Source organism: Rhodoferax sp. P2_H8_2 (assembly GCF_056403235.1).
The window spans coordinates 127886-151004 of record NZ_JBFUFW010000003.1 but is presented as its reverse complement, the minus strand read 5'-3'; the positions used below and the strand labels follow the sequence as shown (position 1 = coordinate 151004).

Annotated in this window: 20 protein-coding genes; 15 read left to right on the top strand and 5 right to left on the bottom strand. The window is 56.0% G+C overall.

The window, feature by feature from the left end:
* Positions 1-3: 3 nt before the first annotated feature.
* From sucD to AC1DV6_RS06310, 11 genes are all read left to right on the top strand, one after another.
* On the top strand, positions 4-897 hold the full coding sequence (gene sucD, locus AC1DV6_RS06360) for a succinate--CoA ligase subunit alpha (protein ID WP_477976233.1): 894 nt from the start codon (positions 4-6) through the stop codon (positions 895-897).
* Between the two features lie 79 nt (positions 898-976).
* Entirely contained in the window at positions 977-1660 is a 684-nt protein-coding gene (locus AC1DV6_RS06355; protein ID WP_477976231.1) for a TerC family protein, read from the top strand.
* A gap of 204 nt (positions 1661-1864) precedes the next feature.
* The gene (locus tag AC1DV6_RS06350) at positions 1865-4549 is read left to right on the top strand and encodes a CHASE2 domain-containing serine/threonine-protein kinase (RefSeq protein WP_477976229.1); all 2685 of its coding nucleotides are present in this window, start codon (positions 1865-1867) and stop codon (positions 4547-4549) included.
* Between the two features lie 8 nt (positions 4550-4557).
* Complete coding sequence (locus AC1DV6_RS06345; protein ID WP_477976227.1) at positions 4558-5343, top strand: Stp1/IreP family PP2C-type Ser/Thr phosphatase; 786 nt, start codon at positions 4558-4560, stop codon at positions 5341-5343.
* A gap of 48 nt (positions 5344-5391) precedes the next feature.
* Positions 5392-6048 carry an FHA domain-containing protein gene (locus tag AC1DV6_RS06340; protein WP_477976225.1) on the top strand — a complete coding sequence of 219 codons (657 nt, stop codon included), beginning with the start codon at positions 5392-5394 and terminating at the stop codon, positions 6046-6048.
* A 58-nt stretch (positions 6049-6106) separates the two neighbouring features.
* Complete coding sequence (locus AC1DV6_RS06335; protein WP_477976223.1) at positions 6107-8356, top strand: CHASE2 domain-containing protein; 2250 nt, start codon at positions 6107-6109, stop codon at positions 8354-8356.
* 7 nt (positions 8357-8363) lie between these two features.
* Positions 8364-9155: a 3',5'-cyclic-nucleotide phosphodiesterase gene (locus AC1DV6_RS06330; RefSeq protein ID WP_477976987.1), complete on the top strand. Its 792-nt coding sequence runs from the start codon at positions 8364-8366 to the stop codon at positions 9153-9155.
* Entirely contained in the window at positions 9152-11578 is a 2427-nt protein-coding gene (locus AC1DV6_RS06325; RefSeq protein WP_477976221.1) for an ATPase, T2SS/T4P/T4SS family, read from the top strand. The genes AC1DV6_RS06330 and AC1DV6_RS06325 overlap by 4 nt, the downstream gene beginning before the upstream one ends.
* A 177-nt stretch (positions 11579-11755) precedes the next feature.
* Positions 11756-12271: a pilin gene (locus AC1DV6_RS06320; protein ID WP_477976219.1), complete on the top strand. Its 516-nt coding sequence runs from the start codon at positions 11756-11758 to the stop codon at positions 12269-12271.
* A complete protein-coding gene (locus tag AC1DV6_RS06315) occupies positions 12216-14009 on the top strand; it encodes a PglL family O-oligosaccharyltransferase (protein ID WP_477976217.1) in 1794 nt (597 codons plus the stop codon). The genes AC1DV6_RS06320 and AC1DV6_RS06315 overlap by 56 nt, the downstream gene beginning before the upstream one ends.
* Before the next feature lie 117 nt (positions 14010-14126).
* A complete protein-coding gene (locus AC1DV6_RS06310; RefSeq protein WP_477976215.1) occupies positions 14127-15623 on the top strand; it encodes a PglL family O-oligosaccharyltransferase in 1497 nt (498 codons plus the stop codon).
* Here AC1DV6_RS06310 and moaC read toward each other — a convergent pair.
* Positions 15620-16114 (bottom strand): cyclic pyranopterin monophosphate synthase MoaC, encoded by a 495-nt coding sequence (gene moaC / locus AC1DV6_RS06305; protein WP_477976213.1) that lies wholly within the window; start codon positions 16112-16114, stop codon positions 15620-15622. The genes AC1DV6_RS06310 and moaC overlap by 4 nt on opposite strands.
* Before the next feature lie 53 nt (positions 16115-16167).
* On the opposite strand from moaC, the gene tfpZ reads away from it, so the two are divergent.
* Positions 16168-16947 carry a TfpX/TfpZ family type IV pilin accessory protein gene (gene tfpZ / locus AC1DV6_RS06300; protein ID WP_477976211.1) on the top strand — a complete coding sequence of 260 codons (780 nt, stop codon included), beginning with the start codon at positions 16168-16170 and terminating at the stop codon, positions 16945-16947.
* A gap of 50 nt (positions 16948-16997) precedes the next feature.
* Positions 16998-18524, top strand: a complete 1527-nt coding sequence (locus AC1DV6_RS06295) for a M48 family metalloprotease (protein ID WP_477976209.1) — start codon at positions 16998-17000, stop codon at positions 18522-18524.
* Here AC1DV6_RS06295 and AC1DV6_RS06290 read toward each other — a convergent pair.
* Positions 18492-18845: a phage holin family protein gene (locus AC1DV6_RS06290; RefSeq protein WP_477976207.1), complete on the bottom strand. Its 354-nt coding sequence runs from the start codon at positions 18843-18845 to the stop codon at positions 18492-18494. The genes AC1DV6_RS06295 and AC1DV6_RS06290 overlap by 33 nt on opposite strands.
* A 43-nt stretch (positions 18846-18888) precedes the next feature.
* The gene (locus AC1DV6_RS06285; RefSeq protein ID WP_477976205.1) at positions 18889-19596 is read right to left on the bottom strand and encodes a TerC family protein; all 708 of its coding nucleotides are present in this window, start codon (positions 19594-19596) and stop codon (positions 18889-18891) included.
* Positions 19597-19895: 299 nt separating this feature from the next.
* Between AC1DV6_RS06285 and AC1DV6_RS06280 the strand changes: the two genes are divergently transcribed.
* A complete protein-coding gene (locus tag AC1DV6_RS06280) occupies positions 19896-20339 on the top strand; it encodes a DUF3717 domain-containing protein (protein WP_477976985.1) in 444 nt (147 codons plus the stop codon).
* Positions 20340-20382: 43 nt separating this feature from the next.
* On the opposite strand, the gene AC1DV6_RS06275 is transcribed toward AC1DV6_RS06280, so the two are convergent.
* Both AC1DV6_RS06275 and purB read right to left on the bottom strand, forming a co-directional pair.
* Complete coding sequence (locus AC1DV6_RS06275; protein WP_477976203.1) at positions 20383-20943, bottom strand: YaeQ family protein; 561 nt, start codon at positions 20941-20943, stop codon at positions 20383-20385.
* Positions 20943-22322, bottom strand: a complete 1380-nt coding sequence (gene purB / locus AC1DV6_RS06270) for an adenylosuccinate lyase (RefSeq protein ID WP_477976201.1) — start codon at positions 22320-22322, stop codon at positions 20943-20945. The genes AC1DV6_RS06275 and purB overlap by 1 nt, the downstream gene beginning before the upstream one ends.
* 107 nt (positions 22323-22429) lie before the next feature.
* Between purB and AC1DV6_RS06265 the strand changes: the two genes are divergently transcribed.
* On the top strand, positions 22430-23044 hold the full coding sequence (locus AC1DV6_RS06265; protein ID WP_477976199.1) for a glutathione S-transferase C-terminal domain-containing protein: 615 nt from the start codon (positions 22430-22432) through the stop codon (positions 23042-23044).
* The last annotated feature ends 75 nt before the right edge of the window (positions 23045-23119 follow it).

The following is a 23119-nucleotide window of genomic DNA, read 5'->3' as shown; positions in this document are numbered from 1 at the left end:
ATCATGTCGATTTTCATCAACAAAGACACCAAGGTCATCACCCAGGGTATTACCGGCAAGACCGGTCAGTTCCACACCGAGAAGTGCCAGGAATACGCGAACGGCAAGAACTGCTTCGTCGCCGGCGTGAACCCCAAGAAGGCTGGCGAGTCCATCTTCAACATTCCAATCTACGCCTCCGTCAAGGAAGCGGCATCGGAAACCGGTGCCACTGTATCCGTGATCTACGTGCCACCAGCTGGCGCTGCTGCTGCCATCTGGGAAGCGGTTGAAGCCGACCTGGATCTGGCGATCTGCATTACCGAAGGCATTCCGGTCAAGGACATGCTGGAAGTGCGCAACCGTATGAAAGCCAAGGAAGCGGCTGGCGGCAAGAAGACCTTGCTGCTCGGACCGAACTGCCCCGGCCTGATCACGCCTGACGAAATCAAGATCGGCATCATGCCCGGCCACATCCACCGCAAGGGCCGCATTGGTGTGGTCAGCCGCTCCGGCACGCTGACCTACGAAGCCGTGGCTCAATTGACCGAAATCGGTCTGGGCCAGTCTTCCGCTGTTGGTATTGGTGGCGACCCTATCAATGGCCTGAAGCACATCGACGTGATGCGCGCCTTCAATGACGATCCCGATACCGATGCCGTCATCATGATCGGCGAAATCGGTGGGCCGGACGAAGCCGAAGCCGCCCGCTGGTGCAAGCTCAACATGAAAAAGCCCATCGTTGGCTTTATCGCTGGCGTGACCGCCCCTCCCGGCAAGCGCATGGGCCATGCCGGCGCGCTGATCTCCGGCGGCGCCGACACGGCGGATGCGAAATTGGCTGTGATGGAAGAGTGCGGCTTCAAGGTCACACGCAATCCGTCTGAAATGGCTAAGTTGCTGAAAGCCATGCTGTAAAAAGAGGCGGAACGCTGCCAATGCAAAGTGCCCATACCCTGCGGTTGGGCACTTTTCACATGTGAAGCTGGAGAATTGAATGGAACTACTGCAAAGCCCTGATTTCTGGATCGGTCTGATCAAGATCGTCTGGATCAACATCATCCTCTCTGGCGACAACGCTGTAGTGATTGCGCTCGCGGCGCGATCACTACCACCGCATCAACAGCAAAAGGCGGTGATCTTCGGCTCGGGAGCAGCCGTGGTGCTGCGCGTGATCCTGACGGTAGTGGCGGCCAAGCTGCTGGCCATGTCCTTCCTGCAGATAATTGGCGGCATTCTGTTGCTGTATATCGGTGTTCAGCTGCTGACTGATGAAGACGGTGAAGAAGGGCATAGCGGCCAGACCGGCAGCCTGATGTCGGCGGTGCGTACCATCCTGATCGCCGATCTGGTGATGAGCCTTGACAACGTGATTGCGGTAGCCGCCGCGGCCAAGGGCAGCATGTTTTTACTGGTTTTGGGGCTGGCGATCAGCATCCCACTGGTGATTTTTGGCAGCACGCTGATGATCCGCCTGATGGAGCGCTTCCCCATCATCGTGCTGTTTGGCGCCGCGTTGATCGGATGGGTTGGTGGCGAGACCATCATGGGTGACAACGCCCTCAAGGAGTTTGTTGCAACCACGGGCTGGTTGCATTGGGTTGCCGCACCCTTGGGTGCGGCCTTGGTGGTTGGATTGGGCAAGTTTCTGGCGCGGCGGCGCGTTGCAAGTGCGCAGTGAATGCGCGTGCGAAGCGCATTTACAACGATGCCGGATGGGTGTCTACCCTTTCATCGTCTTTGCTGGCCGTTTGTCAAAAAACCACAGTTTTGACAACGCTTGTCACTTGTCGTTACGGTGGGCCTCTGATAACGTACCCGACTAACCCGATTTTCAAGTCGGAGTGTTTGTTTGCGGGCAACAGATAAGGCTTTGAGGTAGTACTTGGCTAAAGCATCTTCAAAATCACGTCCCTCGTTTTGGCGTGCCGACTGGTTCGCCGGAGTGGTGATCATCGTGCTCGTCGTGCTGTTGCAAAACACCACCGACTCCATCTCAACGCTGGAGCGTCGCTTCTACGACTTTGCCAGCACCAGTACCTCTCGCCAGCCGTCCGACCGCATTGCGGTCATTGCGATTGACGACACCAGTATCCAGAACATTGGCCGTTGGCCCTGGTCGCGTGACGTTCACGCCAAGCTGATCGACAAGTTGGCCGCCGCCAAGGCCAAGACCATTGTTTATACCGCCCTGTTCATTGAACCGCAGGTAGACCAGGGCTTAGGCTACATTCGCAAGATTAAAGAAGCTTTGGGTGCAACCACTGATGCGGGCGCCGCCAACGAACAAGTTGGCAAACTGATCGTCGAAGCCGAAGGCGCGCTGGATACAGACTCGGTGCTCGCCGCCAGCGTCGCCAAGGCTGGCAATGTGCTGTTGCCATCGGTTTACGCGATTGGCGAACCACAAGGCAACCCCGATGCGCCGCTGCCCGCCTTTGCGCTGAAAAGCACGATCGACGATGCCAATGGCTTTTCGCTGCCTGCGGTCTCAGGTCAGCAACCGCTTGAATTGCTTGGTAACGCTGCAGCGGGTGTCGCGCATCTGAACCAGTTCAATGACCTGGATGGCGCGGTGCGGGACGAGCCTCTACTAATCAATTACTACGGCCGCGATGTGCCATCGATGTCGTTGCTGACGGCGCTGAAAAGCCTGAATCTGCAGGTCTCCGACGTCAAGCTGAACCCCGGTGAATCGGTGCAGATCGGCAAACTCAAGGTTCGCACGGATGCGGCGGCGATGATGCGGCCACAGTTTTACAAGGGCAAGGATGGCAAGCCAGCGTTTAGCTCGGATTCGTTCTATGACGTGCTGACTGACAAAATTCCGGCGTCGAAGTACGCCGACAAGATCGTGATCATTGGTGCCACCGCGGCCGGCATCGGCGCCCGCTTCCCGGTCCCCGGCAATGCTTCTCTGTCACCCGCCGAAACCATCGCCCACATTACTTCCAGCATCCTGAGCGAGCACTTTATCGTCGCGCCTTCTTGGGGCGTTTTTGCGCAGTTGGGTCTGTTCCTGCTGGTAGCTGGCTACATCCTGTTTGCATTGCCGCGTTTGTCGGCGGGCATGTCAGCCGGCATCACGTTTGCGGGTTTCGTGGTCTTGCTACTGGTCGAATTTGTATTGCTGTCGTCGTCAGCGCTGTGGCTGCAAATGGTGTTCCCCGCAACACTTTTGGTATTGGGCCATTTGGCACTCACCACCAAGCGATTCCTGATGACCGAAGCTGGCAAGGTCAAGGCCGACGAAGAATCCGCCGAGACCAATCGCATGATGGGCTTGGCGCTGCAGGGCCAGGGCCAGTTGGACATGGCGTTTGACCGCTTTCGCCGAGCCACGATGGGTGACGCGTTGATGGGCAACCTGTATAGCCTCGCGCTGGACTTCGAGCGCAAACGCCAGTTCAACAAAGCCGAGGCCGTGTATGAGCACATGGCCGCTTACGACAAGGATTACAAAGACATCAAGACCAAGCTGAGCCGCGCCAAGAATCTTTCCGAGACGGTCATGTTGGGCGGTGGCGGCGGATCACATCCAGGCGGCACCATGCTGCTGGACGGGGGTGCTGTCGAGAAGCCGATGTTGGGTCGATACCAGGTTGAAAAAGAACTCGGCAAGGGCGCGATGGGCGTGGTCTATCTGGGCAAGGATCCCAAGATTGGACGTGTCGTAGCCATCAAAACCATGGCGTTGAGCCAGGAATTTGCCGGTGAGGAACTTACGGATGCGCGTGAGCGCTTCTTCCGTGAAGCCGAGACTGCAGGACGCTTGCAGCACCAGAACATCGTCACGATTTTCGATGCGGGTGAAGAGCACGACTTGGCCTATATCGCGATGGAATTCCTCAAAGGCAAGGACTTGGTGGATTTTTGCAAGGGTGACAAACTGTTGCCTATACCGAAGGTGCTGAGCATCGTTGCACGTGTGGCCGAGGCTTTGGCCTACGCGCACACGCAAAACGTGGTACACCGGGACATCAAGCCCGCCAACATCATGTACGAGTTGGACAGCGATACGGTGAAGGTGACCGACTTCGGCATCGCCCGTATTACCGACTCCAGCAAGACCAAGACCGGCCTGGTACTTGGCACGCCAAGTTTTATGTCGCCGGAACAACTGGCAGGCAAGAAGGTGGATGGCCGCTCTGACTTGTATTCCTTGGGCGTCATGTTGTTTCAGATGCTGGCCGGTGTGCTGCCATTCCGTGGCGACTCCATGGCCGAGCTGATGTTCAAGATCGCCAACGAAGAGGCGGCGGATATTCGCATCATTCGACCAGAGATATCCGAGCTCCTCGCTAACGTAGTCGCACTGTCCGTAAGCAAGCGACCTGAAACCCGTTATCAGACTGGCGACCAGTTTGCAGCGGATTTGCGCAATGTCTTGGCCACTATGTCCGGTGCTGGCGCCCTAGCTCCTGCCGCCGCGCCGGCCGAAAAGCGGGCGCCGATGGAATTTGCCCCGACCCAGCCGGCTTCACCAGACATGTTTGACAAGACCTCCATCCAGCAAGCTGCGCCGCCCAAATCGTCAGGTGCTCCAGATAGCACCGACCTGGAACTCTAAAACTAACAATGAATTACCAATTTTTCGCAAAGACCGACCCAGGTCGGGCGCGCGACAACAACGAAGACTCGGTTGCGTTTGACCAGGACACCTGCACGGCGGTTCTGGCCGATGGAATGGGCGGTTACAACGCGGGGGAAATCGCCAGCGGCATGGCGACCGCATTTATCAAAGCGGAGCTCAGCCGTTGGTTGACGGAAGCAGGCGCCAATGCCCGAAGCCGTGAAGTGCGTCGGGCCATGGAGATTTGCGTTGAAAACGCAAACTTGTCGATCTACAACGCGGCAAACTCCAACGCACATTACGCGGGGATGGGTACGACATTGGTGGTCGGCGTATTCAGAGAAGATACGCTGCTCGTTGGCCATATCGGCGACTCTCGTTGCTACCGTTGGCGTGGCGGTGTTCTTACGCAGATTACCAAGGACCACTCCTTGCTGCAGGAGCAAATTGATGCAGGCTTGATCACGCTGGAGCAGGCGGCAACCTCGAATATCAAGAATTTGGTGACCCGGGCGCTGGGCGTAGAGGAACTGGTACTCTTAGAGGTCAATGAGTATCCCGTCGAGGTTGGTGATATCTATCTGATGTGTTCAGATGGCCTGTCAGATATGGTGGACGATTCCGCAATCGCTAGAATTGTTGGCGAAGGGGTAGACCTTGAGCAGCAGGCCGCGCAGCTCATCGATGCGGCAAATCACAATGGGGGCCGGGACAATATCTCGGTTCTGATGGTGGAAGTCAGCGACGAGCCCGAAAAGCGCGGTTTAATTGCACGGTTACTAGGGAAGTAGAGATCACATGCGTTACCCAGAATTGAATTACACACAAAGGAGCCGGTCATGCCGAAAATGATCGTATCGATCGATGAGGTCGTAATTAAGGAAGTGCAGCTCACCAAAGACCGCACTACCCTGGGACGCAGGCCGTATAACGATATCGTTATTGACAATCTGGCCGTCAGCGGAGAACACGCTGTATTGCAGATGACAGGCGGCGATGTTTTCCTTGAAGACCTGAACAGTACCAACGGCACTTACGTTAACGGCAAGGCCATCAAGAAAAAACAGCTTGCCAATGGCGATTCGGTGGAGATCGGCAAGTACAAGATAAAGTTTGTTGCAGACAACGCCGCTCAGGACTTCGACAAGACCATGGTCGTGCAGGCTCGGCCTGTCGCAGCGGCAACCCCGTCTGGCTTCCAAGTGGGTGCAGGTGATTCGGTCGGCATGGGCGCATTTCACGCTGCAATCAAAGTGCTGTCTGGCGCTGCCTCCGGGCGCGAGGTACCACTGACCAAGGTGGTGACTACCATCGGCAAGCCCGGGGTAGCGGTGGCCGCAATTACCAAGCGTCAGCATGGCTTCGTGGTCCACCATGTAGAAGGCGCAGGCAACCCGACGCTGAACGGTGCGCCTATCGGGTCAGACCCGATATCCCTCAAAAATGGTGACATGATCGAACTCGCTGGCACACAGATGCAGTTTGTACAGACCTGAATTGCAGTATGCGGTCCGGTCCGATTCCATGTAGACCGGTCTGGTGTGGGGGGCCGACGTGAAATCCATTGCAAAGCACTGGCCTCGCATCGCAGTAACCCTGCTGCCGCTGCTGTTTGCGCTTCTGCACGCCGTTGGCATCGCGCGCATCGGTGTACTACAGCGGCTGGATGACATCATCTATGACGCGCGTTTGCGCGCGACCAACCCCAAGACACTGGACGAACGTATCGTTATCGTCGATATCGACGAAAAGAGCTTGGCCGAACTGGGCCATTGGCCTTGGGGGCGCAACAAGCTGGCTCAATTGGTTACCACGTTATTCGACGAGCAAAAGATTGCAGTGTTGGGTTTTGACGTGGTGTTTCCGGAGGCCGATGACAGTTCGGGCCTGTCCCGTCTCAATGAGCTGGCCCGCAACGAATTGAAAGACCAGTCCGGGTTTGGCGAACGGTTGCGTGCATTGCAGCCGCAATTGGACTATGACGGTGCCTTTGCCAAGGCTATGGAAGGTAGGCCCGTGGTACTGGGCTATTACTTCACCAGTGATCGCGCAGGGCACGCAGCAGGTGTTTTGCCTGCGCCCATCATGACCAAAGATGCATTGCAGGGGCGCACTATCAGCGCGACCTCCTGGAGTGGTTTTGGATCGAATATTGAAGTTCTTGGCAATGCTGCCCCAATCGCTGGTTTTTTCAACTCGATTACGGACGGCGATGGAGTCGTCCGGTCGTTGCCACTGATTGCGGAGTACAAAGGCCAGTATTACGAATCCTTGCCATTGGCGATGTTCCGAACACTCGCCGGGTTCCCCGCTGTGGCGCCAGGGTTTTCGAACGAGAAATTTTTGTCGCGCAACCTTCAGGCGATGGACCGCGTGCTGCTCAAACAGGGCGACAAAACCATGGCCATTCCCGTTGATGAACGCGTAGTGGCACTCGTACCGTACCGAGGCCCAGGTGGCGCAACCGGGGGCTCTTTCAAATATATTTCGGCGGCGGATGTTGTTGCCAAACGTATTCCTGCTGGCAGCCTCAAAGACAAAATCATTCTGCTGGGTACGACTGCGCCAGGGCTTCTGGACTTGCGCGTTACGCCGGTTGGGGAAACCTATCCTGGAGTGGAGGCGCACGCAAACTTTATCTCCGGGTTGTTGGATGGCAAGGTCTTGTTGAAGCCGGACTTTGCCTTGGGCTATGAAGTGGCGCTGTTGATTCTGGCTGGCCTAGTGCTGGCATTTGGTTTGCCTTTGCTGACGGCCACCAGTGCTGTGGGCCTCAGTGTGGGCGTGCTGGCAGTGCTGGCCGGAATTAATTTCTGGCTTTACATGGCGTATGGGTTGGTATTGCCGTTGGCCTCCAGTATCACGATGGCATTGGCCGCATTTGGGCTCAATATGAGCTACGGCTACTTTGTCGAGAGCCGCTCCAAGCGCGAACTGGCGCATTTGTTTGGGACTTACGTTCCGCCTGAGCTGGTGGACGAGATGGTGAAAGACCCGGATAGCTACACCATGCAGGCTGCCAACCGGGAATTGACGGTGATGTTTTGCGACATGCGTGGCTTCACCAAGATGTCCGAACGCATGGAGCCTTTGCAATTGCAGGCGCTACTGACCGGCGTGTTCAGTCGGCTGACCAGCCTGATACGGGCCAATCGTGGCACCATTGACAAATACATGGGCGACTGCGTGATGGCCTTTTGGGGGGCACCGGTCGAGACCGAAAACCACGCACATTTGGCAGTCAAATCTGCTATGGAGATGGCCTATGCCGTACGTGAAATCAACCAAGAGCATCGCGAAAAGGGACTTCCCGAAATCGGCGTCGGCATCGGATTGAACACTGGCACTATGTGCGTGGGCGATATGGGCTCCAATATTCGCCGCAGTTACACGGTCATTGGGGACTCTGTGAATCTGGGTTCCCGGTTGGAGGGGCTGTCCAAGGCCTATGGTGTGGATATTGTGGTCAGTGAGTCCACCCGCAAACTTGCGCCTGATTTCGCCTGGCAGGAACTGGACCGTGTTCGTGTCAAAGGCAAGGAACAAGCGGTAGCCATCTTCTGGCCCATGGCGCCATCGGATCGTCTGAGTGCCGAGGCCTCCACTGAGCTCAAGACCTGGGGCAACTTCATCAAGGCCTACCGGACGCAGAATTGGGACCAGGCGGACGTGCTTTTGATCAACTTGATGCGCATGAATGCCAAAAAATATCTTTACCAACTGTACTCAGAACGCGTAGCCTCTATGCGATTGTTGCCGTTCGATCCTGAATGGGATGGCGCAACAAATTTTGAAACCAAATGAGGCTATTGTGAAAGTACGCGTTTTAGGTTGTTCCGGTGCCATTGCCAAGGACTGCAAAACCACGTCCTTTTTGATCGATGGAGAAATACTGATGGACGCGGGAACTGGCGTTGGAGACCTGACGCTGGAAGAGATGGCCCGTGTAGATGATGTATTGCTGACGCACTCGCACCTGGATCATGTTGCCGCACTGCCTTTGATGGTGGATGCGGTCGCCTCACAGCGCAAGGCGCCACTGAGAATCCATGCCTTGGCAGGCACGATATCCGCGCTCAAAGCGCACATCTTCAACAATACCATCTGGCCAGATTTCTCAGTTATCCCTTCGCCACAGGCGCCTTTCATCAGCTTTCATGAGGTGCGAATCGGGCAGACCCTCAAAATCGGTAACAAGCTGATTGAAGTGTTGCCCGCTGTGCATACAGTTCCTGCAGCAGGATATGCCGTGACAGCTGGTAGCGGATGCTGGGTTTTTACCGGTGATACGGAGCGAAATCCCGCACTATGGGCGAGAATCAACCAGCTCAACGTAGCGATGCTGGTCATTGAGACTGCATTCAGCAACCGTGAGCGTGATTTGGCCAAACGCAGTCTGCATTTGTCTCCTAATGTGCTGGCAAACGAACTCGATTGCATTGCCAAAGACAAGCGATACCCTATCTACATTACCCATACCAAGCCAGCGGAGACGGAATTGATCATGGCGGAAATCCAGCGGTTTGATCAGACCCAACCGTTTGGCCCCAATGTGACGCACGACATACGCTGGTTGCGCGTCGGACAGGAGTTTGAAATATGAGTGCCGTAATGCCTCCTGCTGGCGGCGTTGTGCCTTCCGAGCAGGCCTTTTTTGACTCCCAAAAACTGCCCTCCGCGAAGCGGGGCATGACCTTTGAGGCGTTGTTTTACAAGCAGTTGCACCACGTCACTGCACGTATTCACGAGACCGAGAATATCGAGCAAATCATGCTCGAGGCCAGCCAGGACATCTGCAAGCTGTTAAATGCGGATCGGCTGACGTTGTATGCGGTCAACGAAGATCAATCCGCGATTGTTTCCAAAATCAAGACGGGACTGAATAGCAGTCGCGACCTGAAATTGCCCATCTCACCCCAAAGCATTGCGGGCTATGTGGCGTTCAGCAAAAAGGCGCTGAATTTGATAGACGTCTATGACGAAGAAAAGCTAAAACAGATTCACCCGGCACTGACGTTCTTGAAGGAAGTCGACAAACGATCCGGCTACCGAACCAAGCAGATGTTGGTGGCGCCCATCATGGAAGGCGATGTCCTGCATGGTGTGCTGCAGGTCATCAACAATAAGAGCGACGAACCATTCGGAGAGCTGGAGCTGGATGGGGTGGCGGAGCTTTGCAAGACGCTTGCTACCGCAATCCGCCAGCGTCTTACTGGTACCAATATCAAAGCGGGACCCAAGAAAAAAGCCACCAAATACGATGGGTTGGTGTCAGACGGGTTGATTACCGAAGAGGAATTGAACCAGTGTGTGCAGGACGCGCGCAATGCAGGCAAGCCGATTGAGCAACTGCTGATAGAAAACTACAGTTTTCAGCCAAAGATCATAGGCCCTTCGCTCTCCAAATTCTTTGGTGTGCCCTATGAGCCGTTCAATGCCAATCGCATTCGTTCGGAAATGCTGCATGGCGCGCTTAAGCGCGACTTCATGGAAGAGCAGGGCTGGTTGCCTGTGGAGGAGGCCCCGGAAGGCCTGGTCATCATGTGCTTGGATCCGGAGGCGGTCCGAGGTTCAAGGGTGGTGCCCCAGGTGTTCCCGCGGACGCAAAAGTTTGCGTATCGGGTAACGACATTGTCCGAGTTCAAGGACACCATGTCGCAGTTTTTTGGCGCTGCAGCAGAAGGCGGATCCATCGACGACATGCTCTCCGATATGGAGGGCGCGCCACTGGACGACGGTGGCAACGATGACTCTCTGGAGTCCGCAGCTGCAGACAACGAGCTCGTCAAGTTCGTTAACAAGGTCATCATTGACGCCTACAACCAGAAGGTGTCCGACATCCATATTGAGCCTATGCCGGGTAAGTTCAAAACCGGCATCCGTTTCCGGATTGACGGAAGCCTTGTGCCCTATGTGGAAGTTCCCGCACACTTCCGGCAGGCCATGGTGACCCGTTTGAAGATCATGTGCGATCTGGACATCTCCGAGCGCCGCAAGCCACAGGATGGCAAGATCAAGTTCAAGAAGTATGGTCCGCTGGACATTGAGCTGCGGGTCGCTACGATCCCGTCAGCGGGCGGTGTCGAAGATGTGGTGATGCGTATTCTTGCTGCGGGCGAACCCATTCCCCTGGAGAAACTGGGTCTCACGCCGCACAACAAGGAACGCTTGGAAGCCACGGTCAGCAAGCCCTACGGACTGTTTTACGTGTGCGGTCCTACCGGCTCCGGCAAGACCACGACGCTGCACTCCATCCTGAAATTCCTGAATACGCCGGATACCAAAATCTGGACGGCCGAAGACCCGGTGGAAATTACCCAAAAAGGGTTGCGCCAAGTCCAGATCAACAAAAAAGCGGGTATCGATTTTGCATTGGTCATGCGGGCTTTCCTGCGTGCGGATCCAGACATCATCATGGTGGGTGAGTCGCGCGATAAGGAAACTGTGTCCATGGGCGTGGAAGCGTCGCTGACAGGCCACCTGGTCTTCTCAACGCTGCATACCAACTCGGCGCCGGAATCTATCACCCGGTTAATGGACATGGGGATGGATCCCTTCAATTTTGCAGATGCGCTTTTAGGAATTCTGGCGCAGCGCCTGGCCAAGAAGCTCTGCGACTGCAAGCAGTCCTACCACCCTGACGCCGAGGAGTTGCGCCTATTCGCTGCCGAATACGCAGAAGAGCTGCGTCATTCCAAGGCGTGGAAGGCCGACTACGCTGGCGAGAGCAAGAAGATGGTTGACCAGTGGATTGCGACCTACGGCGAAAGCGGCCAGGTCAAGTTCTACAAGGCGGTCGGATGCGACAAGTGCAGCAAGACCGGCTACAAGGGCCGCATTGGTCTGCACGAGTTGCTGGTCGCCGATGACCCAGTCAAGAAGTTGATCCAAGAGCGCGCCCGCGTCGCAGAGTTGTTTGCCCAATCCGTTGAGGGCGGCATGCGGACTCTGAAAATGGACGGTATGGAGAAGGTAATGATGGGCCTAACCGACTTGAAAATGGTTCGGTCGGTTTGCATTAAGTAAACGCAAGCCGAGTGACAAAATTGTCAACACCCCTGCCGGCATTGACATAAATGCTTGCAAAACTATTGTGTGGTTCGGCAAAAAATGCAACATTTTTCACAGTTTCATGGCTAGAATCCGTGGCACGGAAACTGCTCATTGCTATGTTCCCGTTCTTCATCACCTAAGGAGTTTTCAATGAAGCGTTCTCTGCAAAAGGGTTTTACCCTGATCGAATTGATGATCGTGGTTGCGATCATCGGTATCTTGGCTGCTGTGGCTTTGCCCGCGTACCAAGATTACACAATCCGCGCGAAGATGTCCGAGGTAATCTTGGCCGCCTCTTCTTGCCGTACAGGTATTACCGAGTTCTATCAAACTGGCAACTCACTGCCGCAGACCGCCAATCAGTTTGGCTGTGAGCAAACTCAGGCTGGCTCTGGTTCCCGCTATGCATCGACGGTAACGACTGACACCGTTGGCATTATTACGGTGGCATCGACGGTTGCTGGTGCAACGGGCAATGTGACATTGCAACCATGTGCTCAGCAAGGTATCTCCACCCCTGGTTATGGGACTGGTGCTTGCACCACAGCGATGACGGCACCTGGTCAAAGCGTTGTTGCCTGGATTTGTGGAGGCGCTGGTACCAATCTTAATGGCGGTGTTGCAACTGCACAGAAGTACCTCCCATCCTCTTGCCGTGGCGCCTAAGTCGTTTTTTGGCTTAAACAGAAAGGCGCCCTTTGGGCGCCTTTTTTTTGCCCAGATTTTTGGTGTGTTGGGGGCAGTACTCTGGATCATCTCTTGGTTGAATCCGAATCACTATCCGCCATGGATAGTGTTTGAAAACGAAGCGTGTACATTTGCGGCTCTCATTTGCGCCTCCGTCGCGTTGCTAATAGTGCGGGGCTCACGGCCCTTTCGTGTGCCGTTGAATCCACTGCTTTGGATTTTTGCAATTACGGTAATTGTTGCAATCCAATTTGGAATCTCAATGATTTCACAGCAACAGGCCTTTCTTGGCTCGTTGTATCTTGTGGGTTTCGCACTCAGTTTTATCGTTGGTTGCCAAGCGTTTGCCACGGCCAATGACCGGCACCACGACTGGGAGGTCGTGGCTTGCTTTGCAATATTACTTACGGCCTTGCTGTGCGCAGGTGTCGTACTCATTCAGTATTTTGATGTCGATGATGCCTATCCGGTGCTAGTTGCATCCCGCGGTGTGTTCCGCCCATTCGGCAACTTGGGGCAACCCAATAATCAGGCCACGTTTCTGGCAATGGCAATTGTCTGCATGGACCTTCTCGCGCGTCAAAGAAAAATCCAGATACTTGTCGGAGTAGCAGCTGCGCTCACTCTCATTACTGCACTCTCAGCTACCGGCTCTCGAGCTGGCCTTGCCGGGGCTCTCTGTGCGGCTATTTGTCTTCAATGGGATGGTGCGAAGGGCGAGGGCAAGTTCACGTCAATGTGGGCAATTTCGCTTTTAGGGTCCTTCATATTGATGCCCGAGTTAAATAGGCTATTCCATTTGCAGCCTTGGCGGGGTGGGGCCGAACTACTGTCTGACAACCCAAGGCTATTGATCTATAGCCAACTGACAAAAGCCCTGTTTGTGCAGCCCTGGACAGGCTATGGATTCGGCAACACCGGTTATGCGCAATCCATGATTGCGCTTGACGCATTCGCTGGCATGCCCGTTAGCAATGCCCATAATTTGCCTTTGGAGTTGCTGATTTGGTTCGGTGTTCCTATCGGGCTAGTGCTAGTCGGAGGTGCTGCCATATTGGCGGTCTCGATACGGAAAAATTGCCTCGCAAATCATAGTCTCTTGTATTGCATCGTGATTCCATTTGTGACGCACTCATTGCTTGAGCTGCCGTATACATATAGTTTTTTCTTGCTTACTTCAGGGTTAATAGTCGGCTACGTTTCAATGGGCTCGCAGATAACGCAAACCCTAAAGTCGTCCAAGGTTTTGATGTCTGGTCTTACCCTCTATGTCGGGCTGTGCGGCTACATTGTTTTGTTTGACTACGTACATCTTTCAGAGTCTTTTACTCTAGCAAGATTTGAAAGCAGAAAGTTAGGCGCTTTGCCCAAGGCGCACGTCTCGTACCAATCTCGTGTGCTTAAAGACATGAACGGGATGCTTGACGCGACGAGAATAACGCCGACCAAAGATCTGCACCAAGATGCGGTGGAAGACCTATCCATGCAGGCGCTCACTTATCATATTCCGCTGGCACACATCAAGTTAATCTGGTACTTGCTGGCCGCTGAAAATAGTAAGAAAGCGGAAGAGGAAATAAAGAGATTCAAACATTTGTATGCGCCTGATATCAGGCGTTGGGGGCTGGAAACCTTGCAAAGCGACTTTTGTCCGGATGACAAAGCGTCGGCGCCACTTGATTGGCGGTGCAATCTCATTCGCTCATATTTGCCTTGAATGTTAGTAATCATGGTCGATTGCCAGAGTCGAATTGGATTGGCATCATGAATTTTCTTACGGAGTACCTTATCGGAAGATTTAGGGATACCCAATCCGATTAAATCCTCTCAGTTCATGAAAGTTAGAGGCAACCGTCTGCAAGTTCCCTTGCTGTTGATCTTCACGTTACCTTGGCTCGTCCCTTCGGTGTACGGACCCAGCCCGGGTTGTGTGGGTATCTTGCTGGCTTGGAGTTGTTTGGCGTTAGGCGTTGTCGCAATGGCGGGTTGCTCCAAAGGCAACTTCAATCCAGCACACTCGTTCCCCGTAGGTAGCGCTTGGATTTTGGCTGCAACGATAAGCAGTATCTTTGCAATTTGCCAGTACCTTGGTTTTGCATCCGAGCTGTCACCTTGGATTAGTGGCGCGAGCGTGGGGGAGGCTTATGCAAACTTGCGACAGCGAAACCAGTTCGCAACCTTAACCAATATTGGACTGGCGGCTGTCATTTGGCGCCACGCGCGCAGTTCTGGTGACTTCACGCAAAGACAATTCGCTTGGGTGCCGTCGGCAATTGCATTGATGGCCATTGCGAACGCCGCCTCTGGATCACGCACTGGCTTGGCGCAGCTAATCTTGTTATGTACCTTTGCGTACGTTTGGGGTCGAAGGAGCACGTCCGCTAGAGGTGAAGTGGGGCTGGCGTTGCTCTGCTACGCGTTCGCTGCATTTGTATTACCGTGGGTCGCAGGTTTGCCGACAGGAACGGGGGGTATTCTTGCTCGCATTCAAGAGGAAGCGCCAGCATGTGCCAGTCGTCTGACGCTTTGGTCAAATGTGTTGCAGCTGGTTTCCCAGAAGCCATGGTTCGGTTGGGGCTGGGGCGAGCTGGACTATGCCCATTTCGTCACGTTGTATCAAGGGCAACGTTTTTGCGATATCTTAGATAACGCACATAATCTGCCGCTGCACTTGGCTGTAGAGCTGGGTGTTCCGTTTGCGTTGCTGATTGTTATCTTGAGCTTGTTGTGGATCTTTCGTGCGAAGCCGTGGACTGAGGCACAGCCCGCGAGACGATTGGCTTGGACCGTATTGGGGCTCATTGCACTGCACAGTATGCTCGAGTACCCATTGTGGTACGGGCCCTTTCAGTTGGCCGTCGCGTTGTGCTTTTTGTTGCTATGGATAGCGCCAAGAAGCGCGGTTGCCCCGAGGCAACAGAGCCAATCGTTGTCACAAAATGCAGCCAGAGCTTTGGTCGGTAGTAGCGCCATCATCCTAATCGGCTGCATCTATGTTGGTTGGCAATACTGGCGAGTTAGTCAGATTTACATGCCATCTGAGCAGCGCGCGATGGCCTACAAAGTCGATACTTTGCAGAAAATCCGCGACAACACTTTGTTTCGAGACCAAGTGCATTTTGCGGAATTGACGACTACTCCGTTGACAGCGGACAACGCGGCGGTAATGTTTGACTTAGCCAAAGAGCAACTTCACTTTTCGCCCGAACCCAAGGTTGCCCAGTTGGTCATAGAAAGCGCATTGCTATTGAAGAGGGACACCGAAGCCGCCTACTATCTTGAGCGCTTTCGGGCGGCTTTTCCTAAACAATATGCTGCTTGGCAGCCTTAAGTCGGGGCCGCAACAAAGCTGCCTGATTTGCCACCGTGCTTTTCCAGGAGGGTGACGCCGGAAATCGTCATCCCCCGATCCACCGCCTTGCACATGTCGTAAATCGTGAGCAATGCAATTTGCACGGCTGCAAGTGCTTCCATTTCTACGCCGGTGGGTCCGACGGTTTCAGTAGTGGCGGTGCAGGTGATGTGCGATTCTGCGCTGGAGGACGCCGGATGAACTTCGAAGTCGATTGCAACCCGGGTCAGGCCAATGGGATGACACAGGGGTATAAGGTCTGAAGTCTTCTTGGCGGCTTGAATGCCTGCGATGCGGGCAATGCCCAGTACATCGCCTTTCCTTACACTGCCAGACTGCACCATGGCCAATGTTGTCGGTAGCATCTCGATGCGGCCAGCTGCGATAGCGATACGATGTGTGTTCTGCTTCTTGCCCACATCTACCATATGTGCTTGTCCTTGCGCATCAAAGTGGGTGAGTTTGCTCATAATCGGCACTTTACCCGAGCTTTATCGAAACCTGTTTCAATCCACGGTGCCCTATGAAAATGTTTGCTGATACCCCCGCCTTCTGGAGAGACCGCTTCCAGGCCAGTGCCATCCATCTTGGACTGAGTGCTGTGGTCGCCGCGCTGGCCGGGCTGCTGGTATTTGCGGTCTGGTATCCCTACCCTTACCGAGAGATATCTGGGGGGCGCGAATTATTCCTGCTTGTGGTTACTGTAGATGTAATTTTGGGGCCGCTGATTACGCTTGCGGTATTCAACCGAACCAAACCATGGTCAGAGTTACGCCGGGATTTGTCGATCGTTGCGCTTATTCAGCTGGCGGCGCTGAGCTATGGGTTATGGGCAGTTTTTGTGGCTCGCCCGGTTCATATGGTTTTTGAGATTGACCGGTTTCGGGTGGTGCATGCGATTGACGTAGATTTGGACTTGCTGACTAAGGCCCCAACCAATCTTAATACTCTTCCGCTGCTTGGACCGACTGTGATTGCGATACGCCCTTTCAAGGACCAGAAGGAAAGCGCAGACGCAACAATTGCTGCGCTTCAAGGCGCGCAGTTGGGTGCGCGCGCAGATATGTGGATGCCATATAAGGATGCCAAGGTAGCCGTACTGAGAGAGGCCAAACCAGTGACGGCACTGCTGCAACACTTAAAAACGCAAGCGCCTGTCATTGAGCGTTATGTGAAGGAGACAGGGCGAACCGCCGACAACTTGACATATCTACCCTTGGTGAGTCGAAAATTGTTTTGGACGGTGTTGCTGGATGCGAAGACGGCCGACATAGTGGCCGCGATTCCCGTGGACCCTTATTGATGGTCAGATCTCGGGCACAGTTTTTAATAAATGCCTCGCTTGGAGCCAAGTTGCTCCTGGCGCTGAGTACGTTGGTTTGGGCGCAGGCCGGCGTAGCGCAAGCTACAGTCAAGCCCGCGACTACGCCTGCTACATCGCTGCCCCATTTGGGTGACGACAGCGCCATGACCCCCGGCGCCGAGCGACGTCTTGGCGACCGCATCATCCGCGAGCTGTACAAAGACCCGGACTATGTAGACGACGCGGTGCTGATGGAATACGTGCAGTCCATTTGGCAGCCACTGTTGGCCGCATCCCGTCTCAAGGGTGAGTTGCCGCCGGAGCTGGACGAGGCCTACGCTTGGGAAATACTACTGAGTCGCGACAAATCGGTCAACGCCTTTGCGTTACCCGGCGCTTACTTCGGCCTGCATCTGGGATTGGTGGGAATCGTCGCCAACAAGGATGAGCTGGCATCGGTGCTGGGGCATGAGCTCAGTCACGTCACCCAGCGCCATATTTCGCGCATGATGTCACGTCAGGCCACGCAGACGCCGTGGCTAATAGGCGCAATGATTCTGGGCATTCTGGCCGCCAGTAAAAGCCCGGACGGTGCCAACGCGATGATTGTGGGCGGGCAAGCTGCTGCGGCACAGGGCCAGCTCAATTTCTCACGCGACATGGAGCGCGAAGCGGACCGCATCGGCTTTGGCGTAATGACGCAAGCAGGCTTTGACCCAGTGGGTTTTGTCACCATGTTCAGCAAGCTGCAGCAGTCCTCGCGCCTCAACGACAGTGGCGGCTTCCCTTATTTGCGCAGCCACCCGTTGAGCACGGAGCGTATGGCCGACATGCAGGGGCGTGTTCCACAGACCAATAATCCGGCCGGCATTGGCGCCACCGCGACGGTGCAGGCGATGGACCACGCGATGATTTCTGCGCGTGCGCGCGTGCTCTCCAATATGGCGATTGATGGGCTGCGCAGTTGGGCTGTCGATGCGGACCCGGCGCGTGCGCCAGGCATGCGCCCAGCAGTGCTGGCAGGGGCGCTTTATGGTGCCACGCTCGCATCCATCAAAACGCGTGATTTTGACTCTGCGCAAGCCACTTGGGTGCGGCTGGACCAACTGACGCAATCCGATCCTGCGGCCGCCAAGTTGGCGCGCATGTTGGGGGCCGAGTTGGCGCTGGCGCGTGGCAACCCAGCGCGTGCGCTGGAGTTGCTGCCAGCAGAACCTTCCAGTGCCAGCCGTGCGGCGCTCATTCTTCGACTTCAGGCTCAGCTCGATTCCAACCAAGCCGCCAAGGCTAGCGACACGCTACAAATCTGGGTGACGGACCATCCGCGCGACGCGCAGGCTTGGCAGTTGTTGGCCCGTGCGTACGCTGCGCAGGGCCGCACGCTGGCGTCCATCCGTGCCGAGGCTGAGGTCAGTCTGGCCCATCTGGATTACGCGGGTGCTATGAGTCGGCTTAGGGCCGCACAGGATGTGGCCCGCAAAGGCGTGCAGGGGGCGGAGCACATGGAGGCATCCATCGTGGATACCCGGGCCCGCTATGTGGAGTCACTTCTTCGCGAACAACTGCTCGAGCGCTGATTCAATCACCACGCCCATCAGCGTGTACATCAGCGAGCCCAGCAGCGCGGCGCCAAACCCCTGTACCTGAAAACCATCCAGCAGGTTGGCCGCCCACCAGAACATCAGTGCATTGATTACGAACAGGAAGAGTCCCAGCGTCAACACCGTGACCGGCAGCGTCAATATCACCAGGATAGGTCGCACGATGGTGTTGAGCAGGCCTATGACCAGCGCAGCCACCAGCGCGGACGTGAAGCTTTGCACTTCGACGCCGCCGTAGAGTTGGGAGACCGCCAGTAGCGCGATCGCACTGAGCAGCCATTTTGCAAGGAGTTTCATGGCACAGCAGCATAGCACTGCCTGCGTGCCACGCCCCTTAATTTCAGTGATTGGCTGGCGCCGAAGTGCGGCGCGCCTGCCAGCGCCCGGCCAACAACACCCCAGCCACCGTCACCGCATACACGCCCCAGCGTGCGAGGGATTGCATGGATGTAGTATCAGCACCCTTGGCGCCGAAGACGTCCGCCAGCAACTGCTCGTTGATGATCATCTGCGCAGCTGTAAAGGCCAACACTGCCGCACCAATCTGGATGATCGCCGGGAAGCGTTCCACCAGCTTCAGCACCACGGTACTGCCAAACACTACGATGGGCACGCTGACCAGCAATCCGATCACCACCAGATCAAACGCGCCATGCGCCGCACCGGCCACGCCCAGCACGTTGTCGACACCCATCAGCGCGTCGGCCACCACAATCGTTTTCATCGCGCCCCAAAAAGTCGACGCGACCGGGCCATCATGCCCGCCATCGCCTTGGTCGGCCAACAACTGGTAGGCGATCCAGACCAAACCCAGCCCGCCTATCAACATCAAACCGGGGATCTTCAGCAGCCAGACTACGCCAATGGTCATCACGGAGCGCACAACGATAGCGCCTACTGTGCCCCAGATGATGGCTTTCTTTTGCAGATGACTTGGGAGATTGCGCGCAGCCAGCGCAATCACGATGGCGTTATCGCCAGCCAGTACCAGATCGATGAGGATGATCGCCAGCAGGGCGGACCACCAGGGGGTTGAGAATAATTCCATGGCAAAACCTTCTTTTTTGTGTGAACGGGGTCAACACCGGTTTGCGTCGCATGGGTAGGGGACCAACGGCCCTTCGCACGCTGCACACACCGGTGCATGGCGAAGGTCTTGCTCGATGGACAGAGCGAACCCTTGCCATCTGACAGACCGGGAGGGCTTTGCCTTCCGTATTGACGATCTGCCAACTGAGGAGCTACTCCCCTTCAACCCCGATTTTAGTGGCTTGGATTTTGTCCCCAGCAGGTGTGGGGTTGCCTGTACTTCAGGGCTATGATGCGCCTCCCCTACTCGACATGACGATGGCAGGCATCCACATCACCGACATCGAAGCGGCCATTAACTATTGGCGCGCCCGCGAACCCTCGCCCGATGGGGTGGTTCTGCCCGCGCCCACCCGCGCGCTGGCCGCGGTCTATGCGTTGATGATCTTTCACCATGAAAACGAGGCCGATGCCGCTTCCATGCCGCCCAAGGCCCATGCCGCGTGGATGGAGTGGTACGGGTCGACGCCCGACACGCCCTGCATCGCCATTTGCTCTACCAGCCAGGGCGACGAAATGTGCAAAGGCTGTGGCCGGACCTTTGAAGAGGTTCAGTTGTGGCCGGAAATGGGGCCAGTCGAGAAGCGCGCCACCTGGCGGCGTATTACGGCAGAGGGTACGGCGTGGCGATTCAACCGCTATGCCGAGCGGGCGCGTGAATCGGGCACCCAGTCGGAGGCTGATCTGCTATCAAAAAAGTAGCTGCTTACGCACATTCTGCGGGCGCCAGCGGCACTTTTTATGCCTATTTCCAACGGATAGGTTCGACGTCTACTGTTTCGGCGCCGTCACCCAGCATCAACACGCCTTCCTGAATAGTCGCCTGCAACTGCATGCTGCGTTGCGCCAGTTTGGCCAAGGCTTGCGAGGTGGCGGACGGAATGCGCCAGACCTGCAGCTTGTCCAGCCGCGTGAGTTTGGTCTCAATCCCTTTCCACCAGATGTCGGCGGAGTGGGCAAAGCAGTACAGCAGCACCGCGTCGGCTTTGTTGCAGGCCTTGGAGATAGGCTTGTCTTCTGGCTGGCCGACCTCAATCCACAGGCGCTTGTGGCCGGTGAAGTCGGTGAGTGAGACGTCAGGGTCTTCCACGTCGGACAAGCCCGCGCCAAAGGCCAGGGTGCCGTCGCCGTTGCATTCGCTTTGCAATTTGTAGGCATTGAGCGCCAGCGCTACCAGACGCACCATCATGCGTTCGTCGGTTTCACTCGGGTGGCGCGCCAGGGTCAGCGCGTGGTCGGCGTAGTAGCTGTGGTCAATGTCTGCAATTTGCAGGTTGGCCTTGTAGATGGTGGATTTGAGCGCCATCAGACGCGCTTGGCCAGTTCGGAAGCTTTGCCGGTGTAACTGGCAGGCGTCATGGCCAGCAGGCGGTCTTTCTCAGCTTGAGGGATGTCCAGCCCGGCGATAAAGCCGCGCATTAGTTCCTGCGTCATCGCTTCGCCGCGGGTGAACTTCTTCAGTTGTTCATACGGCTGGGGCAGGCCAAAGCGGCGCATCACGGTCTGAATTGGCTCGGCCAGCACTTCCCAAGACGCATCCAGATCCTTGGCAATGGCGGTTTCGTTGATTTCCAGCTTGTTCAGACCGTTCATCAGCGAGCTGTAGGCCAGCACGGCGTAACCCATGGCCACGCCCATGTTGCGCAGCACGGTCGAATCAGTCAGGTCGCGCTGCCAACGGGAAATCGGCAGCTTCTCGCTCATATGGCGGAGCAGGGCATTGGCCAGGCCCAGGTTGCCTTCGGCGTTCTCGAAATCAATCGGGTTGACCTTGTGCGGCATCGTGGAGGAGCCGACTTCGCCGTCTTTCAGGCGCTGCTTGAAATAGCCCAGGCTCACATAACCCCAGATATCGCGAGACAGGTCAATCAGGATGGTGTTGGTCCGCGCTACCGCATCGAACAGCTCGGCCATGTAGTCGTGCGGCTCGATCTGGATGCTGTAAGGCTGGAAGTTCAGGCCCAGACCCAGTGGTTCGGGCGTTTCTACGACCTTTTTGGCAAAGGCTTCCCAGTCAAAGTCAGGCCAGGCAGACATATGGGCGTTGTAATTGCCGACCGCACCATTCATTTTGGCGAGGATCTTGACCGAGGCAATCCGGTCGGTGGCGGTTTGTAGGCGCATCACCACGTTGGCGATTTCCTTGCCCACGGTCGTGGGGCTGGCGGTCTGGCCATGGGTGCGGCTGAGCATGGGCACGTCGGCGTAAGCGCGGGCCATGTCGCGCAGCTTCAGCACGATCTTGTCGAGCGCGGGCAACACGACCACATCGCGGGCCGAGCGCAGTTGCAGCGCGTGGCTGGTGTTGTTGATGTCTTCACTGGTGCAGGCAAAGTGCACGAACTCTTCTGCGTTCTTCAGCTCCGGGCGTGCTTCAAACTTGGACTTGATCCAGTATTCGACGGCTTTGACGTCGTGGTTGGTGGTCTTCTCAATCGCTTTGATGGCTTCGCCGTCGGTCTCTGAGAAGTTCTTTACCAGGCCGAGCAAGTAAGTGCGTGCTCCCGCAGTCAATGGCTTGAATTCTGCGAAGCCTGCATCGCTCAAAGTAATGAACCAGGCCACTTCCACTTGCACGCGCCGGTGCATATAGCCCAGCTCGCTGGTCAACGGGCGCAGGGTGGCGAGCTTGGCGGCGTAACGCCCGTCCAGAGGGGAAAGTGCAGAAATGGCAGAGAAATTCATACCCCGATTGTAGGTTGTGCACCACGTTGGCAGCCCCCCTTTCCATTCGCGATGTTCTGGTTAACCCCAGTGGATAGAATGGGCGCTCCCGAATCTACAGACCTCTTATGAAATTAATCGGCTCCCTGACCAGTCCCTATGTCCGCAAAGTTCGCGTTGTGATGGCAGAGAAAAAACTGGAATACACCTTCATTGCAGAGGATGTATGGGCGGCCCAAACACAAATTGCCGAATCCAACCCGCTGGGCAAAGTGCCCTGCTTGGTCATGGAGGGGGCGGAAGCCTTGTTCGATTCCCGCGTCATCGTCGAATACCTGGACACGCTGTCGCCTGTGGGCAAGCTGATTCCGGCGGTGGGTCGCGAGCGCGCCGAAGTCAAAACCTGGGAAGCGCTGGCTGATGGTCTGCTGGACGCAGCCATCCTGGCTCGCCTTGAAGCCACCTGGACGGGGCGCACCAAGGCCCAGCGCAGCCAGGCCTGGATCGATCGCCAGATGCGCAAAGTCGATGATGCCCTCGAAGCCATGAGCAATGGCCTTGGTGACAAGCCCTTTTGTGCCGGTATCCATTTGAGTCTGGCCGATATCGCTGTCGGCTGTGCACTGGGCTGGCTGTCGTTCCGCTTTCCTAGCATCGACTGGCGCACCCAGTACCCCAACCTGGACAAGCTGCATGAAAAGCTGATGCAGCGTCCCAGTTTCGCGGACACCATCCCGGGTTAAGCGGCGCAGCGTAGGGGCCGCGTTACAGCGATTTACACTAAATCAGGTGCGTAGTTCCGTGCGCCGGCGTACAGT